The organism is Streptomyces sp. NPDC039480 (genome assembly GCF_055597165.1).
On the sequence record NZ_JBVITX010000001.1, the window covers coordinates 494,696 to 521,246 of the forward strand.

General features: G+C 71.8%; 30 protein-coding genes. 13 read left to right on the forward strand and 17 right to left on the reverse strand.

Features of this window, described 5'->3' with window-relative positions; all coding sequences use genetic code 11:
- Positions 1–2: 2 nt before the first annotated feature.
- The 6 genes from ACZ56E_RS01900 to ACZ56E_RS01925 all read right to left on the reverse strand — a co-directional run bounded on the left by ACZ56E_RS01900 (position 3) and on the right by ACZ56E_RS01925 (position 5,516).
- Positions 3–1,211 (reverse strand): cytochrome P450 family protein, encoded by a 1,209-nt coding sequence (locus ACZ56E_RS01900; RefSeq protein WP_471209820.1) that lies wholly within the window; start codon positions 1,209–1,211, stop codon positions 3–5.
- Positions 1,208–1,819, reverse strand: coding sequence for a GTP-binding protein (locus ACZ56E_RS01905; RefSeq protein ID WP_468603984.1), 612 nt, complete (start codon positions 1,817–1,819; stop codon positions 1,208–1,210). Before ACZ56E_RS01905 ends, ACZ56E_RS01900 begins: the two co-directional genes overlap by 4 nt.
- Positions 1,797–2,153, reverse strand: coding sequence for a DUF742 domain-containing protein (locus ACZ56E_RS01910; protein WP_398298970.1), 357 nt, complete (start codon positions 2,151–2,153; stop codon positions 1,797–1,799). The genes ACZ56E_RS01905 and ACZ56E_RS01910 overlap by 23 nt, the downstream gene beginning before the upstream one ends.
- Positions 2,150–2,566 (reverse strand): roadblock/LC7 domain-containing protein, encoded by a 417-nt coding sequence (locus ACZ56E_RS01915; RefSeq protein WP_468603987.1) that lies wholly within the window; start codon positions 2,564–2,566, stop codon positions 2,150–2,152. Before ACZ56E_RS01915 ends, ACZ56E_RS01910 begins: the two co-directional genes overlap by 4 nt.
- 2 nt (positions 2,567–2,568) lie before the next feature.
- Positions 2,569–3,912 (reverse strand): ATP-binding protein, encoded by a 1,344-nt coding sequence (locus ACZ56E_RS01920; RefSeq protein ID WP_471209824.1) that lies wholly within the window; start codon positions 3,910–3,912, stop codon positions 2,569–2,571.
- Positions 3,913–4,361: 449 nt separating this feature from the next.
- A complete protein-coding gene (locus tag ACZ56E_RS01925) occupies positions 4,362–5,516 on the reverse strand; it encodes an aminotransferase class V-fold PLP-dependent enzyme (RefSeq protein WP_471209827.1) in 1,155 nt (384 codons plus the stop codon).
- A 288-nt stretch (positions 5,517–5,804) separates the two neighbouring features.
- Between ACZ56E_RS01925 and ACZ56E_RS01930 the strand changes: the two genes are divergently transcribed.
- The 5 genes from ACZ56E_RS01930 to ACZ56E_RS01950 all read left to right on the forward strand — a co-directional run bounded on the left by ACZ56E_RS01930 (position 5,805) and on the right by ACZ56E_RS01950 (position 10,581).
- Positions 5,805–7,655, forward strand: a complete 1,851-nt coding sequence (locus ACZ56E_RS01930) for an APC family permease (RefSeq protein ID WP_471209830.1) — start codon at positions 5,805–5,807, stop codon at positions 7,653–7,655.
- A 316-nt stretch (positions 7,656–7,971) separates the two neighbouring features.
- Entirely contained in the window at positions 7,972–8,175 is a 204-nt protein-coding gene (locus ACZ56E_RS01935) for a cold-shock protein (RefSeq protein ID WP_042169227.1), read from the forward strand.
- Positions 8,176–8,356: 181 nt separating this feature from the next.
- Positions 8,357–9,841: a DEAD/DEAH box helicase gene (locus ACZ56E_RS01940; RefSeq protein ID WP_471209834.1), complete on the forward strand. Its 1,485-nt coding sequence runs from the start codon at positions 8,357–8,359 to the stop codon at positions 9,839–9,841.
- Between the two features lie 61 nt (positions 9,842–9,902).
- Complete coding sequence (locus ACZ56E_RS01945; protein ID WP_471209837.1) at positions 9,903–10,187, forward strand: CBS domain-containing protein; 285 nt, start codon at positions 9,903–9,905, stop codon at positions 10,185–10,187.
- 76 nt (positions 10,188–10,263) lie between these two features.
- Positions 10,264–10,581, forward strand: coding sequence for an SCO5918 family protein (locus ACZ56E_RS01950; protein ID WP_471211477.1), 318 nt, complete (start codon positions 10,264–10,266; stop codon positions 10,579–10,581).
- 587 nt (positions 10,582–11,168) lie between these two features.
- Here ACZ56E_RS01950 and ACZ56E_RS01955 read toward each other — a convergent pair.
- The 3 genes from ACZ56E_RS01955 to ACZ56E_RS01965 form a co-directional block, all read right to left on the reverse strand.
- Positions 11,169–12,035, reverse strand: a complete 867-nt coding sequence (locus ACZ56E_RS01955) for an alpha/beta fold hydrolase (RefSeq protein ID WP_471209839.1) — start codon at positions 12,033–12,035, stop codon at positions 11,169–11,171.
- A complete protein-coding gene (locus ACZ56E_RS01960; protein ID WP_471209842.1) occupies positions 12,032–12,658 on the reverse strand; it encodes a TetR/AcrR family transcriptional regulator in 627 nt (208 codons plus the stop codon). Before ACZ56E_RS01960 ends, ACZ56E_RS01955 begins: the two co-directional genes overlap by 4 nt.
- Before the next feature lie 98 nt (positions 12,659–12,756).
- Positions 12,757–13,893 (reverse strand): glutamate--cysteine ligase 2, encoded by a 1,137-nt coding sequence (locus tag ACZ56E_RS01965; RefSeq protein ID WP_471209845.1) that lies wholly within the window; start codon positions 13,891–13,893, stop codon positions 12,757–12,759.
- Positions 13,894–14,025: 132 nt separating this feature from the next.
- Here ACZ56E_RS01965 and ACZ56E_RS01970 point away from each other — a divergent pair, with 132 nt between their 5' ends.
- From ACZ56E_RS01970 to ACZ56E_RS01985, 4 genes are all read left to right on the forward strand, one after another.
- Positions 14,026–14,991, forward strand: coding sequence for an LLM class F420-dependent oxidoreductase (locus tag ACZ56E_RS01970; protein WP_468604005.1), 966 nt, complete (start codon positions 14,026–14,028; stop codon positions 14,989–14,991).
- Between the two features lies 1 nt (position 14,992).
- A complete protein-coding gene (locus ACZ56E_RS01975) occupies positions 14,993–15,406 on the forward strand; it encodes a hypothetical protein (RefSeq protein WP_471209847.1) in 414 nt (137 codons plus the stop codon).
- Positions 15,407–15,578: 172 nt separating this feature from the next.
- Positions 15,579–15,983, forward strand: coding sequence for a hypothetical protein (locus ACZ56E_RS01980; RefSeq protein ID WP_471209850.1), 405 nt, complete (start codon positions 15,579–15,581; stop codon positions 15,981–15,983).
- A gap of 83 nt (positions 15,984–16,066) precedes the next feature.
- Positions 16,067–16,768: a DUF6766 family protein gene (locus ACZ56E_RS01985; protein WP_471209852.1), complete on the forward strand. Its 702-nt coding sequence runs from the start codon at positions 16,067–16,069 to the stop codon at positions 16,766–16,768.
- A 3-nt stretch (positions 16,769–16,771) separates the two neighbouring features.
- Here ACZ56E_RS01985 and ACZ56E_RS01990 read toward each other — a convergent pair whose 3' ends face one another.
- The 4 genes from ACZ56E_RS01990 to ACZ56E_RS02005 form a co-directional block, all read right to left on the reverse strand.
- Positions 16,772–17,824 carry an iron-containing redox enzyme family protein gene (locus tag ACZ56E_RS01990; RefSeq protein WP_471209855.1) on the reverse strand — a complete coding sequence of 351 codons (1,053 nt, stop codon included), beginning with the start codon at positions 17,822–17,824 and terminating at the stop codon, positions 16,772–16,774.
- Positions 17,821–18,087: a CDGSH iron-sulfur domain-containing protein gene (locus ACZ56E_RS01995; RefSeq protein ID WP_468604015.1), complete on the reverse strand. Its 267-nt coding sequence runs from the start codon at positions 18,085–18,087 to the stop codon at positions 17,821–17,823. Before ACZ56E_RS01995 ends, ACZ56E_RS01990 begins: the two co-directional genes overlap by 4 nt.
- Positions 18,071–18,775, reverse strand: a complete 705-nt coding sequence (locus ACZ56E_RS02000) for a HemK2/MTQ2 family protein methyltransferase (protein ID WP_471209858.1) — start codon at positions 18,773–18,775, stop codon at positions 18,071–18,073. Before ACZ56E_RS02000 ends, ACZ56E_RS01995 begins: the two co-directional genes overlap by 17 nt.
- Positions 18,776–18,976: 201 nt before the next feature.
- A complete protein-coding gene (locus ACZ56E_RS02005; protein ID WP_471211479.1) occupies positions 18,977–19,498 on the reverse strand; it encodes a DUF6328 family protein in 522 nt (173 codons plus the stop codon).
- Between the two features lie 126 nt (positions 19,499–19,624).
- Here ACZ56E_RS02005 and ACZ56E_RS02010 point away from each other — a divergent pair, with 126 nt between their 5' ends.
- Positions 19,625–19,852, forward strand: coding sequence for a DUF5133 domain-containing protein (locus tag ACZ56E_RS02010; RefSeq protein WP_471209860.1), 228 nt, complete (start codon positions 19,625–19,627; stop codon positions 19,850–19,852).
- Positions 19,853–19,898: 46 nt separating this feature from the next.
- Here ACZ56E_RS02010 and ACZ56E_RS02015 read toward each other — a convergent pair whose 3' ends face one another.
- The 3 genes from ACZ56E_RS02015 to ACZ56E_RS02025 all read right to left on the reverse strand — a co-directional run bounded on the left by ACZ56E_RS02015 (position 19,899) and on the right by ACZ56E_RS02025 (position 22,528).
- Positions 19,899–21,296, reverse strand: coding sequence for an NADP-dependent succinic semialdehyde dehydrogenase (locus ACZ56E_RS02015; RefSeq protein WP_471209863.1), 1,398 nt, complete (start codon positions 21,294–21,296; stop codon positions 19,899–19,901).
- Positions 21,297–21,479: 183 nt separating this feature from the next.
- Complete coding sequence (locus ACZ56E_RS02020) at positions 21,480–21,896, reverse strand: CBS domain-containing protein (protein WP_471209866.1); 417 nt, start codon at positions 21,894–21,896, stop codon at positions 21,480–21,482.
- Positions 21,897–22,024: 128 nt separating this feature from the next.
- Positions 22,025–22,528, reverse strand: coding sequence for a nuclear transport factor 2 family protein (locus ACZ56E_RS02025; RefSeq protein WP_471209869.1), 504 nt, complete (start codon positions 22,526–22,528; stop codon positions 22,025–22,027).
- A gap of 157 nt (positions 22,529–22,685) precedes the next feature.
- Between ACZ56E_RS02025 and ACZ56E_RS02030 the strand changes: the two genes are divergently transcribed.
- Positions 22,686–23,234: a TetR/AcrR family transcriptional regulator gene (locus ACZ56E_RS02030; protein ID WP_471209872.1), complete on the forward strand. Its 549-nt coding sequence runs from the start codon at positions 22,686–22,688 to the stop codon at positions 23,232–23,234.
- A gap of 66 nt (positions 23,235–23,300) precedes the next feature.
- On the opposite strand, the gene ACZ56E_RS02035 is transcribed toward ACZ56E_RS02030, so the two are convergent.
- Entirely contained in the window at positions 23,301–24,191 is an 891-nt protein-coding gene (locus ACZ56E_RS02035) for a glycoside hydrolase family 19 protein (RefSeq protein WP_471209875.1), read from the reverse strand.
- 212 nt (positions 24,192–24,403) lie between these two features.
- Here ACZ56E_RS02035 and ACZ56E_RS02040 point away from each other — a divergent pair, with 212 nt between their 5' ends.
- Together ACZ56E_RS02040 and ACZ56E_RS02045 are read left to right on the forward strand one after the other, a co-directional pair.
- On the forward strand, positions 24,404–25,213 hold the full coding sequence (locus tag ACZ56E_RS02040) for a FadR/GntR family transcriptional regulator (RefSeq protein ID WP_471209878.1): 810 nt from the start codon (positions 24,404–24,406) through the stop codon (positions 25,211–25,213).
- Entirely contained in the window at positions 25,206–26,522 is a 1,317-nt protein-coding gene (locus tag ACZ56E_RS02045) for a CynX/NimT family MFS transporter (RefSeq protein WP_471209881.1), read from the forward strand. Before ACZ56E_RS02040 ends, ACZ56E_RS02045 begins: the two co-directional genes overlap by 8 nt.
- Positions 26,523–26,551: the final 29 nt, after the last annotated feature.

A 26,551-nucleotide genomic window follows, 5' to 3' on the forward strand; every position in this document is an offset into this window, starting at 1 on the left:
CTTCAGACGGATGCGGCGGTGGGGAACAGGACGGGCAGGGCGGACAGCGCCCGGTGGAAGGGCCCGGGGCGCCAGACCAGGTCGTCGGGGGCGGCGGCGAGGTCCATCTCGGGCAGCGCGTCGAGCAGGTGGGTGATGGCGGTCTCGGCGATGAGGTAGGCGTGCGGGCGCGCGGGACAGGCGTGCGGGCCCGTGCTCCAGGACAGGTGGGCGCGGTTGCTCGCGATGCGCTGCTCCCCGAGGGCGGGGTCGTTGTTGCAGGCGGCCATCGAGATGACGACCGGCTGGTGCGCGGGCAGCAGGAAGCCGTCCACGTCGACGGGGTGCGGCGGGTAGCTGATGCAGTAGTTCGCCAGGGGCGGGTCAGTGTAGAGCACCGTGTCGAGCGCCTCGCGCACGGAGGAGCCGCCCGCGTGCAGGTCACCGGAGAACTGGTCGTCGACGAGGATCCTGAGGACGGTGTTGGCGATGAGGTTGGTGAGGGGTTCGATGCCGGCGCCGTAGAGCGTGACGAGCTGGTGCGCCATCTCCATGTCGTCGAGCTCCGCGGCGTGCGCGAGGAGCCGGGAGGTGATGTCGTCCCCGGGCTGCCGGCGGCGCAGCACCACCAGGTCGGCGACCGCCTGGGCGAGGATCTCGTTGCCGCTGGCGGCGTCCACCCCCTCGAAGATCTTGGCCATGCCGTCGGCGATGCGGCGGCCCACCTCGTCCGGGCAGCCGAGCAGGGCGCTCAGCACCCGGAAGGCGATGGGCCAGGCGTACTGCATGAGCAGATCGGCGCCGTCGGAGTCGCGGAACTCGGCGATGGTCGCGTCGGCGACCCGCTCGACCAGCGTGCGCAGTTCGTGCTGGTCGACGGCGTCGATCGCGGCGGTGTTCGCCGACCGGTAGCGGGTGTGCTCGGGACCGGTCGAGCGCAGCGCGTTGGGGCGGTGCTCCATCATCGGGCGGACCGGGCACGTCTCGGGGACGGACTGCTCCCACACCCGCGGGTCGGCCGGGAACCGCAGGGGGTCGTTGAGGATGCGCCGGGCCTGGGCATAGCCGACGACGAGGGTCGCGGGGACCCCGGGCACGAGGTCCACCGGGACGAACGGCCCGAACTCGGCCCGCATCCGCGCGTACGCCGCGTGCGGGTCGGCCGCGAACTCGGCGTCGTACAGGGCTGTCCGGCGCTCGGTCGCCGCGTCGGTCGGGGTCGGGCTGGTCACGGGCGGGGCTCCAAAACGGGTGCGTGGAGGTCGGACAGGTACTCGCAGAGGGTGATCAGGGCCAGCACGCTGGAGGTGCTCTCCCGCGCGTCACACGTCGTCAAGGGCGTGCGCGGGTCGAGGTCGAGGGCCTGCCGGATCTCGGCCAGGTCGTAACGCGGCGCTCCGTCGAACAGGTTGACCGCCACGGCGTACGGAGTGCCCTGTTCCTCGTGCAGCGCGAGAATCTCGAAGGAGGCCTCCAGATTGCGGGTGTCGACCAGGACCAGCGCCCCCAGGGCACCCTCGGTCAGCCCGGCCCACATGGGACGGAACCGCCCCTGACCGGGAGTGCCGAACAGGTACAGCACCAGGGACTCGCTCAGATGCAGGCGCCCGAAGTCCATGCCGACGGTCGTGGTCGTCTTCCGCGGCGTCCGTGCCAGATCGTCCACCCCGGCACTGGCCTGGGTGATCCGCTCCTCCATGCGCAACGGCGGGATCTGGGAGACGCTGCCCACGAACGTCGTCTTGCCGACGGCGAAACTCCCCGAGATCACGATCTTCGCGGACCGGGTCACGCCGGGTGGCACATAGATGAGGCCGTCAGACGAGGGCGCGGAGACCACGCAGTACCTCCTGGAGCAGATCGGTTTGGGGTTGGTCGTCACCGGCGGCGACAGGGCGCGTCAACAGGCCTTCGTCGATGAGCGAGGAGACGAGGATGCGGACCGTGGAAGGAGGGAACTCCAGGGCGGCCGCGATGTCCGCGACCGCCAGGCCGCCGCCCCCGGCGTGGGTGAACAGGCCCATCACCCGCCGGGCGTCCGCCCCCAGGCCCTCGCTCGACCCGCTCGCGGCGATCACCACGGTCTCCAGGCGCACCGCCGGATCGGCGCGGACCCGCCCGTCGGTACGGACGTACGGCCTGACCAGGTCCGGGTCCCGCCGCGGTCCGCTCACGTCGTCGGCAGGCCGGGCTCGGAGGGCTGCCGCGGCGCGACCTTCATCTCATGACCCACCCGCTGGGCCAGCTCCAGCATGTGATGGGTGATCAGGCCGATGTCCGCGTCGGGGCCGCTTGTCTGCACCGACAGCATGGTGTTGCCGCCGGCCTGGGTGATGAGGCCGACGTGGTTGGTCAGCTCGATCAGCGCCTGCCGGGTGCCCCCGCCGCCGGTCTCCTCGTCGTAGGCGAGCGCGGCGGCGCGGACGGCCGCGGTGATCGCGGCGAACTTCTCCGCCTCGTCCTGTCCGATCCCGGACGTCCGGGAGTGCAGCAGACCGTCGGAGCTCATCAGCACCGCGTGCCGGACGCCGTCGAGGGACCCCAGTGAGCGGTCCAGCAGCCAGCCAAGTTCGTTGCCGGTGGTCACGGTCAGGCTCCTTCGTGCGTGGTGGTGGGGTCTTCGGTACGTGCGCTGCGGGTCCCCTGCGCCCAGGCGGCGGCGATGGAGGGCCGCCCCGGCGCCGCGGTCTCGGGCGCCGCCGCCCGCGGGCTCGCGGCGGCGGACGTCCGCGACCGGCCGGCCGCGGACCGGGACCGGACCGTCAGCCCGCTCGCGGTGGTGCGCTTGGCGGGGGACGGCTCGGCCGTCGGCGGGGGAGCGGGGGAGGGCGCCGCGGACGCGGTCAGCAGGCTCTTGGGGATGAACATGTACACGCGCGTGCCGCCGAACGGATTCGGCGCCTCCAGGTCGATCCGGAAGCCGTAGTCGGCGGCGAGGGCCGCGGCAGCCCGCAGACCGGTCTGCGGGTGCGCGCCGAGCTGGTTGATGTCGTCGCGCTGAGTGCCCGTCAGGATCCTCCTGGCCCAGGTCAGCTGCTCCTCGTTCATGCGCAGACCGGCGTCGTCCACGATGACCGAGACGCCGTGGTGGCCCTCCTGGAAGGCCACGTGCACGCGCGCGGAGGAGGGGGAGTAGCGCACCGCGTTGTCCAGGAGCACCGCGAGGGCGTGGACGACCGGTCCGACCGCCCGGCTGGTCAGCGTGACGTCGAGCTCCTGGTGCTCGACGCGCTCGTACTCCTCGATGCTGCCCATCGCGGCCCGCACCACATCGGTCAGCGGGGTGGCGGGCCAGCGACGCGACAACTTGCCTCCGGACAGGACCACGTAGTTCTGGGCGACGAGCAGCATCTGCTGGGTGGGGTGGTCGATGCCGACGAGCGTCTCGTACGCCTCGTCGCCCTCGTGCCGGCGCACACCGTTACTGACCCGCTGGCTCAGCTTGGAGGCCATGCCCACCATCGCGGAGGAGACGGCACGCACGGCCGCCCTGCTGGACTCCTCGGCGCTCTGCCGCGCCCGGGCGACCTCGTCGTGAGCGCTCTCCCGGACCTCGGCGATCTGGGCGCTCGTGCTGGTCTGCGCGTCGTACTGGACCTTGCGCACCGTGTGGGCCGCGGAGTCGGCCAGCTCCGCGAGGCGCTGCGCGAGCACCGTGTTCACCAGCGCCTCGGGCAGCTCGATGTCGACCCCGTGGCCGGTGCCGAGACGCTCCGCCTCCGCCCCCAGCCGGGGAATCACACCGCCGGCGAACTGCGCGAGGACGGCCTCGGTGGCGCGCTGGCGCCTGGCGTTCTCCTCGGCCTCGCCACGGAGGCGGTTGCTGGTGGCGCGTTCACCTCGGTACTGGTCCCAGAACCGCCAGGCCGCGCCGCCGGCGGCCAGGGCGAGAACCGAGGGCACCACGGTGGTGGCCTGTATCAGGTCTGTCATCACGTCCTCTAGAGGTCTCAAGGGGGTGAGGTGGCCAGGTGCCGCCGACTGGACGGGGTGACTGTGGCAGGTGCGGGACGTGCCGCGGCCCGCGGTCCGCCCGGTGGCATCCGGTGCGCACGGCTGCCACGACGCGTGGGGCGCGCCCGGGCACCGCACGGGCAGGTGGCCGGGCCGTCATGGGCCGGGCCGCCGCGGGGCGGACGCCGACTAGGGCGTCTGTGGGAAGCCGAGCCAGTGGGCGCGTCGGGGCAGTCTCGAGGGCCCGGCCTGTCTCACTGCACTCATCAGCACTTCCTGGCTTTCCTCGGTCGTGGCAGACTTCCCACGGCATACGTTTTCAGCCAATTGGCTGCTGAAAAGAGCCAGTTGGCGTCGCTCGTCAACGATATCTTGTCGTGTTCACCGCTCGTGGTCCAGATGATCTGGGGCCATGCCGGGCGACCCGGTCACCGCCCGTCCAGCAACGGGCGCAGCGCCGCCGCGAGGCGTTCGTACTCCGCCGATACGTTGTAGATCTGCCCGCAGACGCGGATGCCGCCGCCACCCGGCCAGGGCCAGATCAGCACGCGGAAACCGAGCCGGCCGGCTATCTCCTCGCGCAGCGCCGCCGCCTCGGCCTGGGTGCGGGCCAGACCCGGCGGCAGCCGCAGCGCCCGCATGGCCAGCCGCTCGTCGGCGGGCAGGGGCCTCAGCCCCGGCAGCGCTGCGAGGAGTTCGGCGCCGTAGCCGGCGAGGGCGCTGTTGTGGGCGCGTACGCGGCCGGGCCCGAGGGCGGCGATGAGGTCGAGGCCTTCCGGGGCGGCGAGCAGGCCGGTGTAGTCGGCGGTGGCCCGGTACTCGACGGCGCGGGGGAAGCCGCGGTCGTCCTCCCAGGACGGCACGGGCGCCGGCACCCGGTCCCGGTGGGCGGGGGCCACGGCGAGGACCGCGCTGCCCGGCGGGGCGTACGCCCACTTGTGGAGGTTGCCGAACCAGAAGTCGGGCGCTCCGACAAGGGGATCGGGCAGCATGCCGGGGGCGTGGGCGCCGTCGACCACGGTCGTCACGCCGCGCGCGGCGAGGTCGGCGAGGAGCTCCGGCGTGGCGATGGGCCGGGCGGTGGGCGAGCTGATCTGGTCGAGCAGCGCGACCCGGGTGCGGGGGGTGAGAGCGGCGAGCACGGCCTTGCGCACCGCCTCTGCGTCGGCGAGCGCCGGGTCGAGGGGCACGGTGACGACACGGGCCCGGCGGGCGGCGGCCGCGACGACCGTGCCGTAGCCGTGGTCGGTGACCAGCACCTCGTCGTCGGGCGTGAGCCGCAGGGTGTCCAGGGCGAGCCCGGCGGCCTCGGTGGCGTTGGTGACGAGGGCGATTCCGTCGGGGTCGGCGCCGAGGTGGACCGCGATGCGGGCGCGGGCCTCGGCGAGCCGGTCGGGGACGCCGAGGAAGAAGGCGTCCGGATCCGCGGCGGCCTCCTCCGTCAGACGCCGGTGGACGCGGGCGACGGGGACGGGGACGGCTCCGAAGGACCCGTGGTTGAGGTGGGCCACATCGGCGCCGAGCCGGAACAAGTCGGCGCCGCCGGGGAATTCGACGGGGGCGGTGGGGGTGATGTCGGGCACGCCGACGATCGTCTCAGGGAGACGGCGACGGCCGCAGGCGTCCGCCGACACCGCTTCCGAGGATGTCGCGTTCTCGCCTCCGGAGCCGTTCGTCGTCAGAGCCGCGTATGGAATGCGGCCCGCGACATGAAGGACCCGTAAGGGACGGGCTCCCGCCGGCCCGAACGGACGGAACCTGAGCGCACCTGCCCATGAACTGCCCGAGAGGGCACGCGAAGCCCGACAGGGCACGTAACTGCCCGAGAGGGCACGTACGGCCTGAGAGGGCGCGTGAAGGAGTACGCGTACATGTCCGCTCCGACTGTCGAGTCCAGCACCGTCCCGGCCGCGGAAGAACCGCCGGATACCCCGGACACCGGCGAGAAGCACCGGCTTACGGCCCTCACCGGACTCGCCGCCCTCTCCCTCGACGCGATGGCGTCCGTGGCGTACGGACCCGAGGCGATCGTGCTCGTGCTCGCCGCGGCGGGCGGCCACGGCCTCGGGTTCACGCTCCCCGTGACCCTCGCGATCGCCGGCCTGCTCGCCGTCCTCGTCGCCTCGTACCGCCAGGTGATCGCCGCGTTCCCGGACGGCGGCGGTTCCTACGCCGTGGCCAAGGCACATCTGGGGCGCCGGACGAGCCTGGTCGCCGCGGCTTCGCTCGTCCTGGACTACGTGCTGAACGTCGCGGTCGCCGTCACCGCCGGCGTCGCCGCGCTGACCTCCGCCTTCCCTGCCCTGTACGACGACCGGCTGGTCCTCTGCCTGGGCGTGCTCGTCCTGATCACGGCCGTGAACCTGCGCGGCATCGTCGAGTCCGCGAAGGTCTTCATCGCGCCCACCGCGGTCTTCGTCGTGGCGATCTTCACGCTGATAGCCGTCGGCCTGTTCCGGGACGCGCCCGTCTCGACCGCGACCGCCGAGGGCCATGCCGCCGTCCTCACGGAGAACGCCACCACCGTGGGCGCCCTGCTCCTGCTCAAGGCCTTCGCCTCCGGCTGCTCGGCGCTCACCGGTGTCGAAGCCATCGCGAACGCCGTGCCCTCCTTCCGCGAGCCGCGGGCCAGGCGCGCCCAGCACGCGGAGATCGCCCTCGGCGGCCTGCTCGGCGCGATGCTGATCGGGCTCGCCGTGCTCATCTCCCGTTTCGGCCTGCGGCCGGTCGACGGAGTCACCGTCCTCGCCCAGCTCGCCGACGCCTCCCTCGGGCACAACTGGGCGTTCTACGTCATCCAGTTCGCGACCACCGTGCTGCTCGCGCTGTCCGCGAACACCTCCTTCGGCGGCCTGCCCGTCCTGCTCAAACTGCTCGCCCGCGACCACTTCCTGCCGCACGTCTTCGCCCTGAAGGCGGACCGCCAGGTGCACCGGCACGGCGTGCTCGCGCTCGCTGCCGTCTCGGCCGCCCTGCTGCTGTTCTCCGGCGGCGACACCAACACGCTCGTACCGCTCTTCGCGATCGGCGTCTTCGTCGGCTTCACCGTCGCGCAGACCGGCATGGTGCTGCACTGGCGGCGCGAGCGCGGCCCCAGGTGGCGGTCCAAGGCGCTGCTCAACGGCCTCGGCGCCGCGCTCACGGGGATCAGTGCGATCGTCGTGACCGCCACCAAGTTCCACGACGGCGCCTGGCTCATCGTGGTCGCGCTGCCGCTGCTCGTGCTCTCCTTCGAGACCGTCCACCGCGCGTACGCGACGATCGGCGAGCGCCTCGGCATCGGCCGCGTGCCCGAGCCCCCGCACCGCGACCACTCCCTGGTCATCGTCCCGGTCGGCGGGCTCTCCAAGCTCACCGGCGAGGCCCTGAACGCGGCCGTGTCGCTCGGCGACGAGGTGCGGGCGGTGACCGTGACGTACGACGAGCCCGAGGACCGCGAGGCGGCGGCCGCGCTGCGCCGCGACTGGGAGCTGTGGAACCCGGGCGTCGACCTGATCGAGCTCAGGTCCCGGCACCGCACGGTGGGCCGCCCCGTCGCGGAGTACGTCAGGAGGATCTACGACTACCACCCGGGCACCCGGGTCACGGTCCTCATCCCCGAGACAGAGCCGGCCCACCTCTGGCAGCGCATCCTGCAGAACCAGCGGGGCACGGTCGTCGCCCACGCCGTACGCCGGGACACGGACGCGGCGATCTGCCGCCTCCGCTTCCGGCTGACCTGAGGACAATTTCCCGAAAAAGTCGGGTCCCGGACGATCAATATATGAGACCGCCGTATGAGGGTTTAACGACCCCCGCAGTGAGGGTTTTTAGTACAGCGGAGCAGCGGGATTTTCCGCCGTGTGCAGGCCCCCTTAAGCGTGCTACTGTCGATCTCAGTTGCAGTTGTGGTTCCCGAACTTCAAGTGCCCCTGACCGGCCGTGCCGGTGGGTGCACTCTTGTATTTCCGGTCATTTTTCCGGGCGGGGTCAATCATCACGGCGACACGGCGTCCGCACAGTGTGGACGCCGATGTACTGCCCCAAAGGAGATATGACATGGCTACTGGCACCGTGAAGTGGTTCAACGCGGAAAAGGGTTTCGGCTTCATCGAGCAGGACGGTGGCGGCGCTGACGTGTTCGCCCACTACTCGAACATCGCCGCCCAGGGCTTCCGCGAGCTGCTCGAAGGCCAGAAGGTGAACTTCGACATCGCGCAGGGCCAGAAGGGCCCGACGGCCGAGAACATCGTTCCCGCCTGACGCGAACGCGCACTTGCAGCTGGGGCCCGCATCCTTCGGGGTGCGGGCCCCAGCTGCATTCTTTTTACAACCGTAAAGCATTTTCGCTTTCACGTTCCATTCGGTCCATTTCTTGTGATTCTCTGTGCCGCTCATCGCCGGAAGAATTCCTTGGTATGCACCGCGTCGAGGAAGGTTCCGCATGAACCGCACACGTACGAACGACCGATTCGCTCGCACCCGTAATGGGGGCGCCGACGCCGGAAAGGGCGGCAGCCGCTTCGGAGCGGCGGCCCCGCGCCGATCCGGTGGGTCCGGTGGGTACAGCCGCCGGCCCGCCCCCGTGCAGGGTGAGTTCGCTCTCCCCAAGACGATCACCCCGGCGCTGCCCGCCGTGGAGGGCTTCGCCGATCTCGACATGCCCGCGCCGCTGCTCGCCGAACTCGGCAGGCAGGGTGTGGCCGTCCCCTTCCCGATCCAAGGAGCGACGCTGCCGAACTCCCTGGCGGGCCGTGACGTCCTCGGCCGCGGGCGCACCGGCTCCGGCAAGACCCTCGCCTTCGGCCTCGCCCTGCTGGCCAGGACCGCCGGACAGCGCGCCGAGCCCCGCCAGCCGCTCGGTCTGATCCTGGTCCCCACCCGCGAGCTCGCCCAGCAGGTGACCGACGCGCTCACCCCGTACGCCCGCGCCGTCCGGCTCCGGATCGCCACGGTCGTGGGCGGCATGTCGATCGGCAGGCAGGCCGGCGCGCTGCGCACCGGGTCCGAGATCGTCGTGGCGACCCCGGGCCGGCTCAAGGACCTCATCGACCGTGGCGACTGCCGGCTGAACCAGGTGGCCATCACCGTGCTCGACGAGGCCGACCAGATGGCGGACATGGGGTTCATGCCGCAGGTCACCGCGCTCCTCGACCAGGTGCGGCCCGAGGGCCAGCGGATGCTGTTCTCGGCCACCCTGGACCGCAACGTCGACCTGCTGGTCCGCCGCTACCTGACCGACCCCGTCGTCCACTCGGTCGACCCCTCGGCCGGCGCGGTCACGACGATGGAACACCACGTGCTGCACGTCCAGGGCGCCGACAAGCACACGGCCACCACCGAGATCGCCGCCCGCGAGGGCCGCGTGATCATGTTCCTGGACACCAAGCACGCCGTCGACCGGCTGACCCAGGACCTGCTCAACAGCGGTGTACGGGCCGCCGCGCTGCACGGCGGGAAGTCGCAGCCCCAGCGCACCCGCACCCTGACGCAGTTCAAGACCGGACACGTAACCGTGCTCGTGGCGACCAACGTCGCCGCCCGCGGCATCCACGTCGACAACCTCGACCTCGTCGTCAACGTGGACCCGCCGACCGACCACAAGGACTACCTGCACCGCGGCGGCCGTACCGCCCGTGCCGGTGAGTCCGGCAGTGTCGTCACCCTGGTCACCCCGAACCAGCGCCGCGGCATGGTCCGCCTCATGTCGGACGCCGGGATCCGCCCGCAGATCACCCAGGTCCGCTCCGGCGAGCAGGAGCTGCACCGCATCACCGGCGCCCAGGCTCCCTCGGGCATCCCGGTCGTCATCACCGCGCCGGTCACCGAGCGCCCCAAGCGCGGCACGGCCGCACGCGGTCGCCGCCGCCCCGCTTCGGCGGCCCGGCGCGCCGCCGCGCAGCGGCCCGCCGTCGACGCCGCGGCGTAGCCCTTCGCGTTCCGGGCGGCGACCCCGCCCGGCCATCGACCCCCGCTTTCAGGAGGCACCTTTGACGCTGGTTCAGACGCATCCCCGGCCGGTGGACGCCGAGCCCGTACGCGGGCCGTCCGGCGACGCCGCGGCCGATGCGGGACCGCGGGTCTGGGACGACATGACCGTCGAGGTGGCGCTGTCCGTCATGGCCGGCGCCCGCGTCGGGCACCTGCTCGTCTGCGACGAGGACGGCCGGCGCACCGGTCTGGTCACCCGGGCCGGGCTCACGGCTGTCCGTGACGGCTCCGGCTACACGGACCTGATGCGCCTGCGGGACCTCACCGCCGCCCCCGTCCACTGAACCAGCCCGTCACGGGCCGTCCCGGCCTTCCTCCCCACCCTCTCTCCATCCTCCCCACGCTCCCATGCGAGGTCTCATGCGCTGTGTCATCGCTCGCTTCCCGTTCGACCTCACCAAGAGCGGGGTGCTGGAAACGATGAAGGGCGTCAAGCCCGAGCCGGTCGCCGGCCCGTCCGTGATCATCGGACGCCGCCACTACCCCGCCAAACAGGTCGGCCGGGTCATCACCCGGCAGGATCCCCGTGATTTCAGCGCGGGAGAGGTCCTCCGGGCCATGGCCCAGCTCGGCTTCACCTGCCGGACCCTGCCCGCGGCCGCCACGGCCGCCCCGGCCGGGCTCGGCGGCCCGGTCGCGCGGGCGTCCGCCCTGTTGGGTGTGCCTCTGCCGGCCTGACCAGCCGGAGCGACCACCGGAACAGCAGTGAGGGCCTGACCGGCACGTGCCGGTCAGGCCCTCACCGCGTTCGGCATCCATAGATCGGTGGGCCCGATTACCTCATCGAGGGGGAACGAAAAATCTATGCTCGCTGGAGTAGACATTGGGTGCTCACGCGTCTATGGTTTCTTCCGTAGCTGAGATCGAGAAAGGCCCGGCAGACACGAACTGCCGGGCAGCGGTACGGCGATGGGGCTCGGAGCCGGAGTGGATCGGGATGGGCGACGGGCCGACTGCCGAAGTGGCGCTGTGAGAGGCCACGGATGAGTACAGAGAGGGAAGAACGGAGGAAACGAGCGCCGTCAGGATCGCCCGGGCGGAATCTGCACCCGGGTACCGCAGGACATCGATAGGCAGGTGGTCTCCGGTCACGCATTCGCGATCCCCGCACCCCCGTCAGTGCGACGGACGGCCGTGCGGATACGGAAAGCCGACGCAGTACTGAGGTCGGCTGATGGTGTTGCAGTTCCTTCGGGCCCCGGTGTCACACGGCACCGGGGCCCTCCACATGCCCGGCGCGTGCCGGCCGCCCACACACCCGCACGTCACGATCGGGCGATCGCCCCTACGAGGAACGGGACGACCGCCTCGATGAACCGCTCGTTCCGATCACCGACCACCATGTGCCCCGCACCGGCCACCTCGACGCACCGCGCCCGGGGGACGCCGGCACAGAACTGCTCGGCGATGTCCTGACGCAGCACGTCGCTGCTCCCGCCGCGGACGAGCAGGATCGGCACGTCGGCGCCGCGCGCCGCGTCGAGGAGGCGCTCCGCCATACCGGGTGGGTCCATCCGGCCCTCGAAGCTGTCCAGCAGCCGGGGGTCCCAGTGCCAGACCCAGCGGTCGCCGCGGCGGCGCAGGTTGTTCCGTATCCGCTCGGGGTCGTCCGGACGCGGCCGGTGGGGCAGGTGGGCGGAGACCGCCGCGGACGCTTCCCCGATGTCGGCGAATCCGTCCGGCCGACGGCGCATGAACTCGACGATCCGGTGGGCCCCGAGGGGGTCCGGCCGATGGGCGATGTCGACGAGAACCAGCGCGCGAACCGCCGCCCCGGGCGGCTCACCGGCGGCCAACAGTGCACCGAGGCCGCCGAGCGAGGCGCCCACGAGCACCGGGCGGCCGCCGATGCCGGTGACGAGCGCCCGGATGTCGTCGGCGAACAGGTCGAGGTCGTAGTCACCGTCGGCCGACCACGCGCTGCCGCCGTGCCCGCGCAGGTCGGCGGCGACGACATGCCACCCCAGGGCGGCCAGCCGAGGGCCGGTCCTGTCCCAGGCGTGGCGCGTCTGGCCGCCGCCGTGCAGCAGGACGAGGGGCGGCGAGGACGCCTCGCCCCAGACGTCCGCCGCCAGACGGATGCCGTCGCGGCCCACGAAGTGCCGGGTCCGTGGCGCGGTGCCGGGCGTCATGCCGTGCCCCGGGTCCGCAGCGGTGCCAGCAGTTCGTCGCGGCAGGGGTCCGAGGCCGCCGCCGCGAGCGCGACGTCCAGGGCGAACAGGGCGCGCGCCAGGAACTGCCCGTCGTCGATCAAACCGGCGACCCACTGATGCAGCGCGCCCACGCACGAGGCGGCGACGAGGGCCGCCAGCGCGTCGGTGTCGATGTCGGCCCGCAGCAGGCCGTGCGTCCGGGCCTCCGCCATCGTCCGGCGGAGCCGGCTGAGCGGACTGCGGTCGAACACGAGACCACTGGCCTGCCACTCCCGCACCATGCGCCGCGACACGACCGGGTCGTCCACGAACAGCTGGACGGTCGACCTCACGACGTCCCGCGGGCCACCGGCTCCCGACACCGCCAGCCGGCGCTCCAGCTCATCCATGAACCCGGCGGCGAGCGCCTCCCAGACCTTCTCGCGCGGCCCGATCAGGTTGTACACGGTGGCCGGGGCGACCTGCGCCCGCTCGGCGATCCGCTCGGTGCTGAGCACCGAATCCGGGCCGTCCCGCAGGAGTGCCCGCGTCGCCTCGAGGATCAGGGACCGCCGCCGGGCCTTGTTCTGCTCACGCAGACCGCCTTCTCCGACCTTCGGCATACGCGTACACCCCTCCGCCACGTGACACGAAAACAATTAGAGACCCCTCTAAAAGTAGAGAGGTCTCTAAAAGTGTCAAGAGGGCGGCGAGCCGCTTCTCACGTCAGCTGGGTGCGGCGTACGCACTCCGTGACCACGTCCCGCAGGCTGCCCGTCCGGTGCAGCAGGTCCCGCTGGATCCGCGCTCCGTTGCCGTTCTTCAAGAGGTCCGCCGTGGCCGCGCGCACCATGTCGAGGTCGCCGGAGTCCTCCAGGGCGTCCCGCACATGGTCGACGAGCACGTTCACCACCTCGGCGCTCGTGCCGGGCCGCATGGTGACGGGGTGCAGCAGCGTGTCGTCGAGGCCGGAGCGCGCGGCCCGCCACGCGGCGAGCCGCAGCAGGTCGATGCCGTGCGCGAGCGGCGGCCGGCCGGCCCGCCAATCCCGCGCGGCCGTCTCGACCAGCGCCCGCGCCAGCGTCGCGACCAGGACGGTCGTCGACGCTTCCAGGCAGACGTCCGCGACCCGGATCTCGACCGTGGGGTAGCGGTGGGAGAGCCGGGCGTCGAAGTAGACCATGCCCCGGTCGCGCAGCACCCCGGTGGCGACCATCTGGGCGACCTGTTCCTCGTACCGGGCGGCGGAGCCGAAGAGCTCGGTGGGGCCTGCCATGGGCCAGCGGCCCCACACCCTGCTGCGGTAGCTGCTGTACAGGCTGTCGTTCCCCTGCCAGAAAGGCGAGTTGGCGCTCAGCGCGACCAGGACGGGGAGCCAGGGGCGGATGCGGTCGATGACGGCCACGCCCTCCTCGTCCGATTCGACCGACACATGGACGTGGCAGCCGCACGTCAGCTGCTCCTGGGTGGTCAGGCCGAACTGTTCCTCCATCCACTGGTAGCGGCTGCCCGTGTTGATGGACGGGCTCACCGGCAGGGGCGAGGTGGCGAGAGCGGCGACCGCGGCGCCCACGTCGCCCGCGTGCCGTGCCGCCTCCCCGCGCCACCGGACGATTTCCTCCGCGAGGCTGTCCATACTTGTCCGCGGCTGCGTCGCGAACTCGAGCTGCTGACTCTGGAGCTCCTTCTCGAACGCCTCGTCCTCGGGCTCGCGGTAGTCGTCCGCGTGCTTCTCCGTGCCGGGGCGCTCGCCGGTGTCCCTGGCCGCTCGCGCCAGAACCGCGGAGGAAAGAGCTCGGGGTTCGCCGCTCTCGCGGTCGACCAGGAGGAGTTCCTCCTCCACTCCTACAGTGCGCAAAGGGGCCTGCCTCTCTTCCATGACCGTCCGGGCTGTGGTTCCCCGGTACCCCCACTTGCTGTCCGCATCCGTACGGTGGAGCAGTCGTTCGTCGGATGTTTCAGCGGGAGCAGTTCGGCAAACCGATCCTTTATGGTGCAATTCGGCTACACAATGATGACCGAGCAGGCGGGGCCGCGCGCCCTCGTCGACGACGTGGTCGCGGCGGAGCGGGCCGGCTTCGACTTCTCCGTCACCTCCGACCACTACTTTCCGTGGCTCGACACGCAGGGACACTCCCCGTACGCGTGGAGCGTGCTCGGCGCGGCGGCGCAGGCGACCTCGCGCATCCCGCTGATGACGTACGTGACCTGCCCGACGGTCCGCTACCACCCCGCCGTGGTGGCGCAGAAGGCCGCGACGATGCAGCTTCTCTCGGAGGGCCGCTTCCGGCTGGGGCTCGGCTCGGGCGAGAACCTGAACGAGCACGTCGTCGGGGCCGGCTGGCCCTCCCCGCGCGTCCGCCTCGACATGCTCGAAGAAGCGGTCGACATCATCCGCGCGCTCTTCACCGGCGACAACGTCAACCATCAGGGCGACCACTTCGACGTGGCGAACGCCCGCCTGTGGGACCTGCCCGACGAACTGCCGCCCATCGGCATCGCCGTCTCCGGCGGCCGGTCCTGCGCGCTGGCCGGGCGGCTCGCCGACCTCGTCATCGCGACCGAGCCCAAGGCCGACCTGCTCACGTCCTTCGACGAGCACGGCGGCCGCGGCAAGCCCCGGGTCGGCCAGCTGCCCGTCTGCTACGACACCGACAAGGACGCGGCGGTGGCCCGCGCCCACGACCAGTTCCGCTGGTCCGTCGGCGGCTGGCCGGTCAACTCCGAGCTGCCGGGGCCCTCCGGGTTCGCCGGCGCCACGCAGTTCGTCACTCCGGAGGACATCGCCCAGCAGATCCCGTGCGGCGACAGTGTCGACGACTTCGTCGACGCCGTACGCCCCTTCGTCGACGCGGGCTTCACGGAGGTCGCCCTCGTACAGGTGGGCGGCGACCAGCAGCGTCCCTTCATCGAGTGGGCCGAGAAGAAGCTCCTGCCCGCGCTGCGGGAGCTGTGACGTGCCGGAGACCGCGGCTTCCCGTACACCGCACTCCCCGTCCGCTGACCTCGTGCAAGTGGTCCTCGGCGAGTGCTCACCGGCCGACGCGGACACCGTCTTCAACGTCCTGCGCACCCACTTCGCGTCCGACCGCGGAAGCGACGCGCCACGCCAGACGGGGGAGGAGATTCCCGCCGTGTGGACCGGCGGCTTCCGCGCCGCCCACAGCCCCGACTCCGTACCGGGCGTACTGCTCGCGGGCTCGGTCACCGCTGACCTGCAGGGCGGCCCGGTCGCGGTCGCCCGCCTGCGCAGGACACTCGAATCGGCCTTCGTCGTGTCGACCACCGGCAGTGTCTCGGGCGACCAGGAGGTCGAGGTGCAGCTCAGGCTGACAGGACCCGAGCACGGGGCGCCGCCCGGGGACGGCTGACGGGGACGGCCGAACGGGTGCCGTCCGTTCGGGTGCGCGTCCGCGTGTCGGACGTGCGGGTTCCGCGTGCCGGGACGGAGTGACGGCATCGTCGGAGGGCCTGCACCCTGACGGACCACCGTCGCGGTGCGGCAGTCACGAGCCGACGGGACCGCGAAGGAGAGCAGAACCGGTGCGCGGAACGAGGTGGGGCGTGGCCGCGGCACTGTGGTGCTGCACCCTCAGCGGTTGCGGCGACGTCGGGGCACGCGAGGACGGCGCCGCCCGGGCGGCCACCCGGTTCGCGGTCGGCCTGCGCGCCCCGGGCGCCGCGCGCGGCTGCGTGGCGCTCGCCCCCGGCACCCGCGACGAGCTGGAGCGGTCCGCCGAACTGCCCTGCGCGCGGGCCCTGCCCGACGCGGGGCTGCCCACGGCGACCGAGGTGCGGCACGTCGACGTGTACGGGCGCCAGGCACGCGTCGTGACCGACCGCGACACGCTCTTCCTCTCGTCCTTCCCGGACGGCTGGAAGGTCACGGCCGCCGGCTGCACCGAGCGCCGCGAGCAGCCGTATCAGTGTCTGATCAAGGGTGGTTGACCGGTGCGGGCGATGTTCACGGTGTATCTGCTGATGGTGGCCGCGGGGCTGGTCTACTGCACGGTGCTGGGGCTGATGCAGCGATGAGGCCGGGACGCGCGAAGGGCGCTCGTGGCTTCCTGCACGACAACAGCCTGACCCTCGCCTTCGGCGCCGGTTTCCTCCTCACGCTCGCCGGACAGGCGGTCGCCGGGCACGCCGACTTCAACAACCACCTCGCCGCCGAGGACCTGGCCCCGATGAGCTTCGGCGGCTATCTCCTGAGCTCCGACTTCGCCGTGGACGTGATGGAGAACTGGCAGTCCGAGTACCTGCAGTTCTTCCTCTACATCTTCGGCACGGTCTGGCTGCTCCAGCGCGGCTCGCCCGAATCCAAGGAACTCCACAAGGCGGGCACCGAGTCCGACGAGGACCAGAGGATCGGCGCACACGCCCAGCACGACTCGCCGCGCTGGGCCGCCGCCGGCGGCACGCGCCAGGCCTGGTACTCCCGCTCGCTCGGCACCCTCATGTGCGCCCTGTTCCTGCTCTCCTGGCTGGCCCAGTCCGTCGCGGGGACGGCCGCGTACAACGAAGAGCACCTGCGTGAACTCCAGGCTCCCATCGGCTGGTTCGAGTACCTCGGCGCCGCCGACTTCTGGAGCAGGACCCTGCAGAACTGGCAGTCCGAGCTCCTCGCCGTCGGATCGATGGCCGTCTTCTCCGTCTATCTGCGCCAGCGCGGCTCCCCGGAGTCGAAGCCGGTCGGTTCCCCGCACGGCGCGACCGGCGTCGAAGGCGGCTGAGGCTCATCCCTCCGTGCCGGGCAGCGGGACGCGCAGCGCGCTGCTCCCGCGCCGCCACGCGTCGAGGAGCCGGGCGCCGAGGCGGTCCTCAAGGAAGCCGGTGGCGCGGACCCCGAAGGCGACGTCGGCCTCGAGTGCGGGCTCAGCGGCCAGGAGGCCGCCGACGACGTCGCGGCGCACCACCTGCTCGTGCACGGCGTCCGCCTCCACGTGTTCGTCGTAGAACCGCTGCGCGGCCGGCCCCGCGCCCGCCCGGCGCAGCGCCGCCGCCAGCCGTCGCGAGCCGGGCGACGACGTCACCTCGACGCAGGCGAAGTGCCCAACCAGCGCTCCGCGATGGGCGCGGTGCAGGCCGAACAGGGACATGAGGTTCACGGTCGCGAGGACGTCGGCGGGGGCGGCGTCCACATAGTGGCCGTAGGACGTCTCCAGGCCGAGGTCGGCCATGAGCTCGGCGAACAGCCCGGCGTGGATGTCGTCGGCGCGGCCCGCGCCGAACTCGTCGTACTCGATGGCCACCATCGCCGCCTTGGCCCGGCCGTGCAGCCGGGGGATGACCCAGGCGTGCGGGTCGGCCTCCTTCAGGTGGTACAGGGAGCGCAGCGCCGCGTACTCCCTGAGCTGCCAGAGCTCGCCGTCGCGCTGGAGGTGGTGGCTGACGCTCGACTCGTCGTGCCCGACCGGCTCCACCAGGAGCTCGGACAGGGCCTGTTCCGCGTCTTCACCCGGGGGCACGTCGGCGCGCAAGGCATCCATGAAGCGACGCTCCAGCGCGCGTCGCAGGGCCAGCAGGGCGGGGTCCCACTCCCAGTCGTCGGTGACCTGCGCGAACCCCTGGTAGTGGAGTTCGTAGAGGACGTAGAGGGCGAGCTGGAGATCGTCTCCGTACGGGTCCGCGCGCTCGGCGTCCCGAGGGGAGGGGACCGGGCCACCGTCCCGCAGGGCGGCGAGCACGCCGCGGGACAGATCGCCGCGGGGGGACGGCAGTTTGGGGCTGCGGGACCGCGATTCGGCGCGGGGCGGAACGGTGGGGCGCAGTTCGGCGGGGGCGGTCATGACGAGGCCTCCGTCTCCTCGGTGTGCGTCGCTTCGGTCTCCTGCGCGGACGGCTTGTCCGCGTGCTGCTTCACCCGTCGGCGGTGGCTCGTGTCGCACCACGGGTACGTACGGCTGCGGCGGCACGTGCAGATCGCGACCGTGAACCGCCGTGAGACGGAGACGGTCCCGTCGTCACCCACGACCTCGACCGGGCCCTCCACCAGGAGCGGCCCGTCGCGGTCGACCGTGACGCGGCGGGGACGGTCAGCGGCGTTCGGCACGGATCACCACCAACTCCTCGCAGGTGTCGGTCTCGCCGAGCAGGTTGCGTCGGCGCAGCCACGACTCGCGGGAGCGCATCACGGGTCCGAAGGGGATGAACTCCCGCTCCACGACGGAGGGTTCCATGCCCCGGCTCGCGAGCCGCTCCAGCGAGGCGTCCACGTCGCACAGCGCGGAGTGCACCATCAGCAGGACACCGCCGACGCGCAGGGCGTCGGGGGCGGCGTCGCAGACGCGGTCCACGACGGCGCGGCCGGCGGGTCCGCCGTCCCAGGCGCGCGCCGGGCCGCGCCGGGGGAGCAGCGGTGACGGAGAGGGGACGTAGGGCGGGTTGCTGACCACGATGTCGTACGGTCCTCTCGGCACCCCGGTGGTCATGTCGCCGCGGCGCACGGTGACCGACTGCTTGGACAGCCGCGCGTTGAGCCAGGTGGACAGCACCGCGCGCCAGGAGATGTCGAGCGCCGTCACCCGCGCTCCCATCCGGGCCGCCGTCACGGCGAGTGCTCCGGAGCCGGTTCCCAGGTCGAGTACGGAAGTGACGTCACCGATGCGCTCGCGGTACAGGGCGCGGGCCAGCATCTCGGTGTCGTACTGCGGTGCGTATACGCCGGGCAGGGCGACCAGACGCCCCGGCCGTGCCGGACGCGTCGGTGTCGCGATGGGCGACCGCGTGTGCGTGGTCATGTGGCATCTCCCGTCTGTGGGAACTGCACTAGAGGCCCCTCCTCCCACACTCCGCCCGTTCGTCACCTGCCACCACCCGAGTAGTGACCCGTAGTTATTTACGGTGACTTATTGCGAACAGTGTGGATTTGCTGCCTGCTTGGTCCTGACACTGGGTGCCCCGGGCGCGGTGATCCACACCTGATCGCCGTGCGGACGCGCTCAGTCCGCCGTCGTGTACCGGTGCCGCGCCCACGCGGGCAGCACGAACCAGCACAGGAGGTACCAGGCGACGACGCCGGCCACCAGCCAGGGCACCACGGAGTCGTGGGTGGCGACGCGCAGGATGAGGAGGAGCGCCGTCGTCAGTGTGCAGAGGAGGAGGATCAGCCCCACGAAGGTCAGCCGGGACGCCCACACCACCGCTTGCGGTTTGATCTTTCGGCCCGACACGACGCGGTGGAACGAGACCGGCCCGATGAGGGCGCCCGTCGTCGCCGAGCCGAGAAGGACCGTCACGATGTAGATCGTCCGGTCGGTGTCGCTCAACTCGGGGAACCGCGGCGTGAACACGACCGTCAGCAGGAAGCCGAACAGGATCTGCACGCCGGTCTGCGCCACCCGCACTTCCTGGATGAGCTCGGTCCAGCGGCGGTCGGCGCGTTCGCTCTCGGTCTCGCGGCGGCCGTCGTCCCGGGTCTCCGGTTCGGGCCGTCCCGCGGGCTTGCTGTTCGACGCGTCCACATCACCGAGTCTGACCACGAACCGGCCGATCGACAAACGGAAGCAACCATGGTGATTCGAGTCGACGCGCGGGGGCAGGCGGGACGTTGAGCAACCGTTGTACCCGACCCCGAGGGAGGCACCCCCGTGCTGCTGGCGCACCCCGTCGTACTGGAAGACCTGCTGGAGCGCTACAAGGCGCTGGCCGTGCTCCGCGCCGATCAGGGAGGTGCCGAGAGCCGGCAGGCGTACGAGGACATCGCGTACAGCCTGTGCCTGGCCACCGGCACCAGTGACATCGACGCCGCGGTCGTCGCGGCGGGCCACCGGCTGCCGGGCGCCAGGACCATGGACGACTCGCTGCTGTCGGCGTGAGGGGCATCGTCCCGGGGCGCCCGCCGGCACCCCGGGACCGCTTGGTTCACTCCGCGGCGCCGTACCAGACGGTCGTGGCGTTGCAGAACTCGCGGATGCCGTGGCCCGCCAGCTCCCGTCCGTAGCCGGAGCGTTTGATGCCGCCGAAGGGCAGGCCCGGGTGGGAGGCGGTCATGCCGTTGAAGAAGACGCCGCCCGCCTGGAGATCGCGTACGCACCGCGCCATGTCGGCGTCGTCGCGGGTCCACACGTTCGAACTCAGGCCGAAGGGTGTGTCGTTGGCCAGCTCCACGGCCTCGTCCAGGTCCGCGACGCGGTAGAGCGTGGCCACAGGACCGAACGTCTCCTCCTGGTGAATCCTCATCTCTGGAGTGACGTCCGCCAGGACGGTCGGGGAGTAGTACCAGCCCCGCTCCTGCTCCTTGGGCCGCTCGCCGCCGCAGAGCGCGGTGGCACCCCGGTTCAGCGCGTCCTCGACGAGCTCCTCCAGATCCGCGCGGCCCTGCTCGCTCGACAGCGGGCCCACATCGGTGCCCTCGTCCATCGGGTTGCCCACGGTCAGCTCCCGCATACCGGCGACGAACCGCTCGCGGAAGGCGTCGTAGACATCGGTGTGCACGATGAAGCGCTTGGCGGCGATGCAGGACTGGCCGTTGTTCTGGACCCGGGCGGTCACGGCGGTCGCGGCAGCCCCCTCGACGTCGGCGCTGGGCAGCACCAGATAGGGGTCGCTGCCGCCGAGTTCCAGCACGGTCTTCTTGATCTCGTCGCTCGCGACGGACGCCACCGAGCGTCCCGCGGGCTCGCTGCCGGTGAGCGTCGCCGCGGCCACCCGCCGGTCGCGCAGGATGTCCTCGACCTCGCCCGAGCCGATCAGCAGCGTCTGGAAGCAGCCTTCCGGATAGCCGGCGCGGCGGAAGAGGTCTTCGAGGTAGAGGGCGGTCCTCGGCACGTTCGACGCGTGTTTGAGCAGGGCGACGTTGCCCGCCATGAGGGCGGGGGCGGCGAAGCGGATGACCTGCCAGACCGGGAAGTTCCACGGCATCACGGCCAGGACGACGCCGAGGGGGCGGTAGTGGACGACGGCCCGGGACGCGCCGGAGTCGGACACGTCGTCCTGGGCGGGCTGTTCGTCCGCGAGCAGCCCCTCGGCGCGCTCCGCGTACCAGCGCATGGCCTTGACGCACTTCGCGGCCTCCGCCTTCGCGGCCTTCACCGGCTTGCCCATCTCGGTCGTCATGGTGCGGGCGACGTCCGCGGCGTCCTCCTCCAGGAGGTCGGCGGCGCGGTTGAGGAGCCGAGCGCGCTCGGCGAAGCCGGTGGTGCGGTGGTGGGCGTACGCGGACTCCGCCGTCGCGAGGCGTTGCTGGATCTCGGCGGCGGACAGCGGCTCGAACGTTTCGAGGGTCTCACCGGTGGCCGGGTCGACCGTGGCGATGGGCATGCGGTTCCTCCTCGGGGTGCCCGGGGCCCGGCGGGGCCGGGGCGGTGTGGCGCCGAGCGGCGCGGCCCCGGAATGTCCACCGTAGGGCGACCCGTGTGCGGTGGCATGCCGGAGAGGGCCGCCCGGTGCCGTGGGGCGGCTGCCCGCCCCACGGCGAGGTGATCGATCGGAGAGGCGGGGTGGTCACTCCGTGGAGAGTGCCTCCAGGAGCTGGCCCGCCTTGGGGTCGGTCAGGGCACGGGCGGCGTCGGCGAGCGCGACCATGCCCACCAGGGAGCGCCCGTCGATCACGGGGAGCCGGCGTACTTTGTGCGACGTCATGGTCGCGAAGACCTCGTCGACGCTGTCGTCCGCGCCGATGGTGACGGCCTCGGCCTGCGCGAGCTCCTTCACGAGGACCTTCGAGGGGTCCTTGCCCTTGCCCAGGACCTTCACCACGATGTCCCGGTCGGTGATGACGCCCTTGAGGCGGTTGTCGGTCCCGCAGATGGGGAGGGCACCGACGCCCAGCTCGGTGATCTTGGTGGCCGCCTGGAGCACGGTCTCCTCGGCTCCGGCGCACTCCGCGCCCGGCGTCATGATCTCGCGTGCGGTGGTCATGTGGATCTCCTTGGCGGTCGGCGTACCGTTCGGCCTCGTCGTCCACGCGGTGGACCGGGCCGTTGTCGCCGACCGGGTGCCCAGTGTGCGAGGGGGAAACACCCGGCCCCGGCAGTGCTTTCGGCCGCTCAGAGACCGAGGTCGGTGAGGCCGGGGTGGTCGTCGGGACGGCGGCCGAGAGGCCAGTGGTACAGGCGGTCGGATTCCCGGATGGGGAGGTCGTTGATGCAGGCGTGGCGGGTGTGCATCAGGCCGCTGTCGTCGAACTCCCAGTTCTCGTTGCCGTACGAGCGGAACCAGTTGCCCGAGTCGTCGTGCCACTCGTAGGCGAAGCGCACCGCGATGCGGTGGCTGTCGTGCGCCCACAGCTCTTTGATGAGCCGGTAGTCGAGCTCACGGGCCCACTTGCGGGACAGGAAGCCGACGATGGCCTCGCATCCCGTGACGAACTCCGCGCGGTTGCGCCAGCGGGAGTCCTCGCTGTAGGCGAGGGCCACCCTCTCGGGGTCGCGGCTGTTCCAGCCGTCCTCGGCGAGGCGCACCTTCTCGATCGCGCTCTCGCGGGTGAAGGGCGGGGCGGGGGGACGGGTGGGTGTGGTCGCCGTGGCTGCCGTGGCTGAGATCGCGTCCATGGAGGGGGTGCTCCTTGCTGAGGTCGGTACGGAGAACGAGCGTTCTCCGTCGGGCTCGCCACGATAGGAGAACGGCCGTTCTCGCGCAATGGTGCCGGGCTGCCGCAGTGCGTAGTACTGTGGGAGAACGCACGTTCTCGACCGGTGGGAAGCCTCCATGGATCACGCGGAAGCGGAAGTCAGAGTCCTCGACGTCGCCGAACGGCTCTTCTACGAGCGCGGCATCCAGGCCGTCGGCATGGACCAGGTCCGCACCGCGTCGGGTGTCTCGCTCAAGCGGCTCTATAAGGTCTTCCCCGCCAAGTCGGAGCTGATCCGGGCCTGTCTGGACCGACGCGACCGCCGCTGGCGGGCTCGCCTCGCCGCCCATGTGGAGGGCAGCCCCGAGGGCCGGGAGCGCGTCCTCGCGGTCTACGACTGGCTGTACGACTGGTTCACCGAACCGGACTTCCGCGGCTGCGCCTTCATCAACGCGTACGGGGAGCTCGGCGCCGTCGACCCCGCGGTGGCCGACACCGTCCGGGCGCACAAGGAGGCGTTCGCGGAGTACGTGGCCGGGCTGGTGGCGGAGACCGGGGAGCCGGAGTCGGTCGTCGGTCCCCTGGTCCTGCTCGCGGAAGGCGCCATGACGGCCGCCGCGATCTCCGGCTCACCCGAACCGGCGCGCCAGGCCCGGGCCGGCGCGGCCCGGTTGCTGGGGGCGTAGCGCCGGGCGGGCCCCGTGGAAGGGGACCCGCCCGGGCCGTACCGGCAACTCGAGGTCAGTCGTGGGTCAGCAGCTCAGGTTCGCGCCCGGGGTGGTGCCCAGGAGCTGGGTGAAGGCCTTGTAGCGGTCGATGCGGCTCTGGACCTGGGCGGGGTTGCCGCCGTTGCACTCCAGGGTGCCGTTGATGGCGCGGATGGTCTCGCCGAATCCGGCGCCGTTGACCATGGCGTTGTGCGGGGTCATCTTGCCGGGGCCGCTCTGGGTGTTCCAGTACCAGAGGCCCGTCTGCCAGGCGATGGCCGGCTTCTGCTCGACCAGGTAGGGGTTGTTGAGCAGGTCGATGCCGAGGGCGTCGCCCGCCGCCTTGTAGTTGAAGTTCCAGCTCAGCTGGATCGGGCCGCGGCCGTAGTAGGCGGCCTGTCCCGCCGGGCAGCCGTAGGGCTGGGTCTTGTCGCAGTAGTGCGGGTAGTTGTTCTGGTTCTGTTCGACCACGTACTTCAGGCCGCCCGTCTCATGGCTGACGTTGGCGAGGAACGCCGCCGCCTCCTGGCGCTTGACGGTGTCGCTGCCGGTGTTCGCGAAGCCCGGGTAGGACTTGAGCGCGTCGGTCAGGCCCTTGTACGTGTAGAAGGGGTTCCGGCTCGGGAACATCTGGTTGAACTGGGCCTCGCTGACGACGAAGCCGGACGGGTCGGGGTTGCCCGGGTCCGTCCCGCCGCCGCAGGTGCCCTGGTCGGCCCAGACGTCGGAGCGGCCCGGCGTCTCGTTCTGGGTCCACCACTTGGCGGTCCAGTTGTGTCCGTTGTACGAGGCCGACTTGCCGCCCGTGTAGACGGACGAGGAGCTCCAGGGCGCGGCGCACTCGGCGGCGGACGCCGTGGTGGCGGCCGGGCCGAGGACGATCAGCGCGCCGAGCGCGGCGAGCGCGGCCGCGAAGCTGGTGAAGCGTCGGATCATGCCAACTCTCCTTACGGGCGGCGCGGTTTGCGGGGGGCCGCGCCTCCAGGGGTCCCACGAACCCAAGCGAAAATGGTCTGAACCTGTCAAGGTCTAGACCAGAGGTGGAAGGTAAAGCCTCGTTTGACAGCCGAAAACATGGGATGTTCCCATGTCTCCACGCCCGAGAGAAGTCCGAGAGAAGAGCCCGAGAGAAGAGAAGGTGCCGACCGATGCCGTTGCGCAGCGCCGCCCGGACCAGCCTCGTCGACCTCGTCATCGCCCAGATGGAGAGCCTGATCGCCGACGGGGAGTGGCGGGTCGGCGAGAAGATCCCGGCCGAACCGCTGCTCGTGGAGCAGCTCGCCGTGGGGCGCAACACCGTCAGGGAGGCGGTCCGCGCCCTCGTGCACACCGGCATGCTGGAGCCCCGGCAGGGCGACGGCACCTATGTCCGGGCGAGCAGCGACTTCGGTGCGGCCGTGCAGCGCAGGGTGCGCAGGGCCGGCGTCCTGGAGGCGTACGAAGTCCGCGCCAGCCTGGAGCGGGACGCCGCGAGGTACGCGGCGGAGCGCCGCACGGACGAGGACCTGGCGACGCTGCGGGCCGCTCTCGCCGAGCGCACCCTCGCGTGGGAGAGCGGAAACGTGGCCGCGTTCGTCGACGCGGACATGGCCTTCCACCGGACGGTCGCCGACGCGGCGCACAACAGTGTCCTCGCCGAGCTGTACGGACACCTCAGTGACGCCCTGCGCTCCACGGTGCAGTCCGTCATCGGCGCACCCGTCCCGGACTCGGTGCGCCACCAGCTCGCGGGCCACGAGGCGATCGTCGACGCCATCGAAGCCCGGGATCCCGAGGCCGCGGAGGCCGCGGTCCTCGCCCACCTCGACGAGGGCATGGCCGCGCTGCGGGACCACCCGCCCGGCGACCCCGACACCGACCACACCGCGCCGGACACCGACCCCCACACCGCGCCGGACACCGACCCCGACACCGCCTCCGGCGCCGACAAGAACGAACCAGGAGCAGCACATGAGTGAGGCGGCACCGTCGCCCGGCGAGCCCGCGCCCGGCAGCACCACCACCACGGCGGCCCCGGCCTCACCGAACCCCGAGGTTCCCCCGAACCCCGCGGCTCCACCGAGCCCCGCAACGACGTCCCCGATGACCCGACGCGGCGCCCTCTACCTCGCCCTCGGGGTCGTGCTCCTCGCGCTCAACCTGCGTCCCGCCCTCGTCGCCGTCTCGCCGCTCGCCGACACCATCCGCGACGACAGCGGCATGTCGGCCGCCGCGACCAGCCTGCTCACCGCGCTTCCGCTGCTCTGTTTCGGTCTGCTCGCGCCCGTCGCCCCGCGGCTCGGCCGCAGCCTCGGCATGGAGCGTTCGCTGCTCGGCACCATGGTGCTGATCTGCGCGGGCACGGCCCTGCGCATGCTCGACTCGGTCGTCGCGCTCTTCGCGGGCACCGTCGTCATCGGCGCGGGCATCGCCGTCGCCAACGTCCTGCTGCCCGGGCTCATCAAGCGTGACTTCCCCGCGAGGGCGGGTCTGATGACCGGCCTGTACTCGATGTCGCTGTTCGGCGGCGCGGCGCTCGCCGCCGGTGTGACGCTGCCCGTGCAACAGGCGAGCGGCATGAACTGGCGTACCACGCTGGCCTGTTGGGGCGCCCTCGCGGTCGTCGCGCTGCTCGTGTGGCTGCCGCAAATCAGGTCGCGCACACGGGTGGGTGCCGCGGCGGCACGGCAGGCCGCACATCCCGTACGCGGCCTGTGGCGCTCCCCGCTGGCCTGGCAGGTCACCGCGTACATGGGCCTGCAGTCCCTCAACTACTACGCGGCCGCCGCCTGGCTGCCGACCGTCTTCCAGGACGCGGGGATGGACGCGGGCGACGCGGGCTGGATGCTCTCCTTCTCCTCGCTGCTCGGCATCGCGGGCTCCTTCCTGGCCCCGGTGATCGTCGGCCGCAGGCTGCGCTCCGGCACTCTCGCCGCGCTCGGCGCCGTCCTGTGCGCGCTCGGCTTCGCCGGACTGCTCGTCGAACCGGTCGGCGGCGCCTATCTGTGGATGACGCTGCTCGGCCTCGGGCAGGGCGCGGCCATCAGCCTGGCGCTGCTCTTCATCGTGCAGCGGGCGCCCGACGCCCGGCACGCGGCGCAGCTCTCCAGCATGTCGCAGTGTTTCGGGTACATCCTCGCCGCCACCGGGCCGACCCTCCTGGGCGCCGTCCACGACGTCTCGCACAGCTGGACCGTGCCGCTCGTCCTCCTGCTCGTCCTGCTGGTGCCGCAGGTCGTGGCCGGGCTCGGCGCCGCACGCGACCGGCACGTGGCGGGCATCGGCTGACACCGGGTCGGGCAGGATGCATCCGGCGC

What these genes read in the sequence shown, in the direction of transcription:
- ACZ56E_RS01920 (WP_471209824.1), bottom strand. Translation starts at nt 3,912, where the DNA reads ATGACAGACCTGATACAGGCCACCACCGTGGTGCCCTCGGTTCTCGCC.
- ACZ56E_RS01930 (WP_471209830.1), top strand. Translation starts at nt 5,805, where the DNA reads ATGTCCGCTCCGACTGTCGAGTCCAGCACCGTCCCGGCCGCGGAAGAA.
- ACZ56E_RS01935 (WP_042169227.1), top strand. Translation starts at nt 7,972, where the DNA reads ATGGCTACTGGCACCGTGAAGTGGTTCAACGCGGAAAAGGGTTTCGGC.
- ACZ56E_RS01940 (WP_471209834.1), top strand. Translation starts at nt 8,357, where the DNA reads ATGAACCGCACACGTACGAACGACCGATTCGCTCGCACCCGTAATGGG.
- ACZ56E_RS01950 (WP_471211477.1), top strand. Translation starts at nt 10,264, where the DNA reads ATGCGCTGTGTCATCGCTCGCTTCCCGTTCGACCTCACCAAGAGCGGG.
- ACZ56E_RS01955 (WP_471209839.1), bottom strand. Translation starts at nt 12,035, where the DNA reads ATGACGCCCGGCACCGCGCCACGGACCCGGCACTTCGTGGGCCGCGAC.
- ACZ56E_RS01960 (WP_471209842.1), bottom strand. Translation starts at nt 12,658, where the DNA reads ATGCCGAAGGTCGGAGAAGGCGGTCTGCGTGAGCAGAACAAGGCCCGG.
- ACZ56E_RS01970 (WP_468604005.1), top strand. Translation starts at nt 14,026, where the DNA reads ATGGTGCAATTCGGCTACACAATGATGACCGAGCAGGCGGGGCCGCGC.
- ACZ56E_RS01985 (WP_471209852.1), top strand. Translation starts at nt 16,067, where the DNA reads ATGAGGCCGGGACGCGCGAAGGGCGCTCGTGGCTTCCTGCACGACAAC.
- ACZ56E_RS01990 (WP_471209855.1), bottom strand. Translation starts at nt 17,824, where the DNA reads ATGACCGCCCCCGCCGAACTGCGCCCCACCGTTCCGCCCCGCGCCGAA.
- ACZ56E_RS02000 (WP_471209858.1), bottom strand. Translation starts at nt 18,775, where the DNA reads ATGACCACGCACACGCGGTCGCCCATCGCGACACCGACGCGTCCGGCA.
- ACZ56E_RS02015 (WP_471209863.1), bottom strand. Translation starts at nt 21,296, where the DNA reads ATGCCCATCGCCACGGTCGACCCGGCCACCGGTGAGACCCTCGAAACG.
- ACZ56E_RS02020 (WP_471209866.1), bottom strand. Translation starts at nt 21,896, where the DNA reads ATGACCACCGCACGCGAGATCATGACGCCGGGCGCGGAGTGCGCCGGA.
- ACZ56E_RS02025 (WP_471209869.1), bottom strand. Translation starts at nt 22,528, where the DNA reads ATGGACGCGATCTCAGCCACGGCAGCCACGGCGACCACACCCACCCGT.
- ACZ56E_RS02030 (WP_471209872.1), top strand. Translation starts at nt 22,686, where the DNA reads ATGGATCACGCGGAAGCGGAAGTCAGAGTCCTCGACGTCGCCGAACGG.
- ACZ56E_RS02035 (WP_471209875.1), bottom strand. Translation starts at nt 24,191, where the DNA reads ATGATCCGACGCTTCACCAGCTTCGCGGCCGCGCTCGCCGCGCTCGGC.
- ACZ56E_RS02040 (WP_471209878.1), top strand. Translation starts at nt 24,404, where the DNA reads ATGCCGTTGCGCAGCGCCGCCCGGACCAGCCTCGTCGACCTCGTCATC.
- ACZ56E_RS02045 (WP_471209881.1), top strand. Translation starts at nt 25,206, where the DNA reads ATGAGTGAGGCGGCACCGTCGCCCGGCGAGCCCGCGCCCGGCAGCACC.